Below are 3207 nucleotides of genomic sequence, written 5' to 3' on the forward strand. Positions count from 1 at the left end.
GTTTAGCATGGCGTGGCAGGCGCGTGGACCCTCGGGTAGTGGTCAGGTGTGGGCACCACGAGCCGGGTGCCCCCGGGGGGGCTGAGACCGGAACCCCGGCCCGATTACGGCGGGCCGGGGTTCTACATCGTGCGCATCACGCGGCCGGCTCAGTAGTCGAAGTCGTCGAAGTCGTCGAACCCGTCGAACCCGAACTTGCCGTGGTGGATCACCCGGAAGCTGCCCACCACTCCGTCCTCGACGAATACGCCCTCGACGTGCCCCGGCCTGACTCCGTTCGCTTCGCTGTGGGGGCCGACCGTGGCGACGGGGGCGCCGTTGTCGCAGGTCGCCCCGCGGAAGAACTCGACGGTCCGCCTGCTGTCGTTGCGGATGTTGAAGCTCTTGGAGCCCAGGCCGCTCACCACGGTGACGCAGCCGTCCGGGCGGGCGGAGAACGACCGCTCGTTGATGAAGATCCGGCCCACCCTGTGGTGCCCGCGCTCGCCGCGCTCGCCACGCTCGCCACGCTCGCCGCGCTCGCCCTCCCCGTGGCCGCCGCCCTTGCCGCGCTCGCCGCCCTCGTTACCCAGGGGTACCTGGGCGGGAACGGGCGCTTGCTGGACGACGGCCGGGGCCGCCTGGGGCGCCGGCACGGGGGCGGCCACGGCGTAGGTGATGCCGGTCGCGGTCAGGGCCGCGGCGGCCGCGACGCCCGCGATGATGGCCGAAGAACGGGTCATGATCATGTCGTTTTTGCTCCTTCTCCGAGAAACCGGCTTCAACAGCCGTCCTGTGACTGAACGTACTGACGGCCCCCAGAGCTGTCATTTCGGGCGTATCGGAAGGACCGGCGCCTGGGAGCCGAACGGGGTACTCCCCAGTTCCTGATGGAACGTCAAACATGCGAATAGAGCAGGCAGATTGATGGCCAATTAGGCCTTCAAGGTGATCTCTGACACCTGCTCACCCATGCGGCAGCGAGTCGCCTGGAACTGCCGGCGCGATGAGCCCAGGCATACCGGGACAGGCGGGCCGCAGACCGAACCACGGCAGCCACCCTGCCCCACCAGCACTTTGTTCCCATGGCGTCCGCCATCCGGCGTAGACCGGGCCACTGTGCCGTGGCCGAGGAGCGAGGGCCCGAAGCCGGGCCCATGACGAACCCTCACTCGACTCGCACGTCCGCACGGGTTTTCGGAATTCCCGGAGATCTGTTCGACACGCAAGCATCGACGCAGGTCACGCCGCCACGCAGCTGACGAGCTCGTCCACAGCCGGCGGTGAGACATCGAGAGCTCGGGTGGGGCTCCCTGTTCACGTCTGCCGTGCCGAGGCCGGGTCGGTGGTCTGTCGGCGGGACAGCCGGGCGGCAAGGGCTTGGACGGCGTCGCTCATCTGTTCGCGGCGGCCGAGGCGGCGGGCCAGTACCCGCCCGTTCTTCAGGTGGGCGATGCCGTGTGCTCGACCCGACCCCGAGCATGTCCGCCACGGCAATGCCGTTGCGGCGCCCCTCCCCGCTCCCACCACGGCAAGGTGCTCCACAGCCCGGCCCTCGAGGTGCTCGACGGGCAGGTCCAGGCCATCCGCTCGGTGATCGATCCCGACGAGCTCGCCCCCCTCGGGCCGGTCACCGACGCCTGGGACGTCGGCCGCGAGGTGGGGCAAGCCCGCCGGCGGATGAAGTGACCTCGGCGTCGTGCCGACTTCGACGCGCAAGGGCACTCGGCGAGCCGAAGCCGGGTGAGCGGATCCACATCCTGCTGCGGAAGGGGGCGAGTTGGGATGATCGGAGGATCCGACGTCGAAGGGGACGGACGACGTGCGATGTGCCGATGGTCCGGGTGTGCACCGTGATGTTCATGTCGAGACAGCGGTGCCGCGGGTCTGGGAGCCGGTGACCGGCATCCGTCCGCCTGCCCGGCTCGGCGCGGAGCCGCAGCGTGTCGCATGGCTCGACGGCGCGGACCGGCCCGTGGTGGGCGCACGCTTCGAGGGCTGCAACCAGCACCCCGAGATCAGCGAGTGGCGGACCGGATCCTGTCGGCGGTTCGCCACCGGGTCGGCCGTACGAGGGGCGGGGCCCGGCATGTGGCCGGCAGCCGGGTCCGAACACGGTACGGTCGCCTGTCATGGATGCGGGGGCGGGAAACGGGATGGTCGCCGTTCCGGCGGGGCGGGTGACGCTGTCGGACCGACGGACGCGGCGCAGTTGGGCGGTCGAGGTCGCGTCGTTCCGGATGTCGGCGGTCCCGGTCACGCAGGCGTTGTACGCGGAGGTCACCGGCCGGCGGCCGAGTGCCGCCCGAGGGGACCGGCTGCCCGTCGAGGGCGTGTCCTGGTGGGACGCGGTCCGGTTCTGCAACGCCCTGTCCCGGCGCGAGGGGCTGATGCCCGCCTACCCCCTGTGCGACGAGGGCACCGGGGCGGTCGAGTGGGACGCCTGTGCCGACGGGTACCGGCTGCCGACCGAGGCCGAGTGGGAGCACTCCTGCCGGGCCGGCACCACCGGCCCGCGCCACGGCCCGCTCGACGAGGTCGCCTGGTACCGGGGCAACTCCGGTGAGCGGCTCCACCCGGTGGGCGGCAAACGGCCCAACGCCTGGGGGCTGTACGACATGCTCGGCAACGTCTGGGACTGGTGCTGGGACCTCTACGACCCCGACGTGTACGGCACCTACCGGGTGCTGCGCGGAGGCGGATGGTCCGACGAGCACTGGAGCTGCCGCGCCTCGGTACGGCGCCGCAGCCACCCGACCTTCCGCATCGACGACGTGGGATTCCGCATCGCACGCCCCGCATGACCGGAGCCGTGTCCCGGTCACGGGGCACCGGATGCGGTGGGGATCGACCTCGAACCTCACATGATTGGCTGGAAACCGGCTGTTCCTGTGAGGGTTTGACACGCTGAAGAGATGTTCACGCCGGGGACCTGGCTGATCATCGGTTCGCTTGCCGCACGTCTTCGCAAGTCAGCTGACCTGACTAGCCATCAATTTCCTTTGACCGACCTCGCCTCGCTGCAGGGCACCCGGCTCGGCCTCGCCGTGGTCGGACGGCTCGCGGTGAAGTACGGCATCAGCGTCAACTACCGCCCCTCGTCACGTGGCGGCACCGGCGTCGTCGTCCTGCTGCCTCCGCAGCTACTCGCCCAGCAGCGCGACCCGGCGCTGCGCGAGACGCCCCGCCGCCCGGCCGCCGCGGCCGTACCCACGCCGGGTCCCGCCC

The 3207-nt window shown here is 70.8% G+C and carries 3 protein-coding genes and 1 pseudogene; 3 read left to right on the forward strand and 1 reads right to left on the reverse strand.

The features are described from left to right. Positions 1-149: 149 nt before the first annotated feature. Complete coding sequence (locus tag C1I97_RS33915; RefSeq protein ID WP_258382872.1) at positions 150-728, reverse strand: hypothetical protein; 579 nt, start codon at positions 726-728, stop codon at positions 150-152. A 787-nt stretch (positions 729-1515) separates the two neighbouring features. Here C1I97_RS33915 and C1I97_RS33925 point away from each other — a divergent pair. The 3 genes and pseudogenes from C1I97_RS33925 to C1I97_RS33935 form a co-directional block, all read left to right on the forward strand. Then, the gene (locus C1I97_RS33925) at positions 1516-1668 is read left to right on the forward strand and encodes a hypothetical protein (protein WP_181447032.1); all 153 of its coding nucleotides are present in this window, start codon (positions 1516-1518) and stop codon (positions 1666-1668) included. 443 nt (positions 1669-2111) lie between these two features. Beyond that, positions 2112-2783, forward strand: coding sequence for a formylglycine-generating enzyme family protein (locus C1I97_RS33930; protein ID WP_111006844.1), 672 nt, complete (start codon positions 2112-2114; stop codon positions 2781-2783). A 198-nt stretch (positions 2784-2981) separates the two neighbouring features. Next, positions 2982-3207, forward strand: a pseudogene (locus C1I97_RS33935) (ATP-binding protein); the annotation flags it as partial.

The organism is Streptomyces sp. NTH33, assembly GCF_003236365.1.
Taxonomy (GTDB): Bacteria; Actinomycetota; Actinomycetes; order Streptomycetales; family Streptomycetaceae; genus Streptomyces.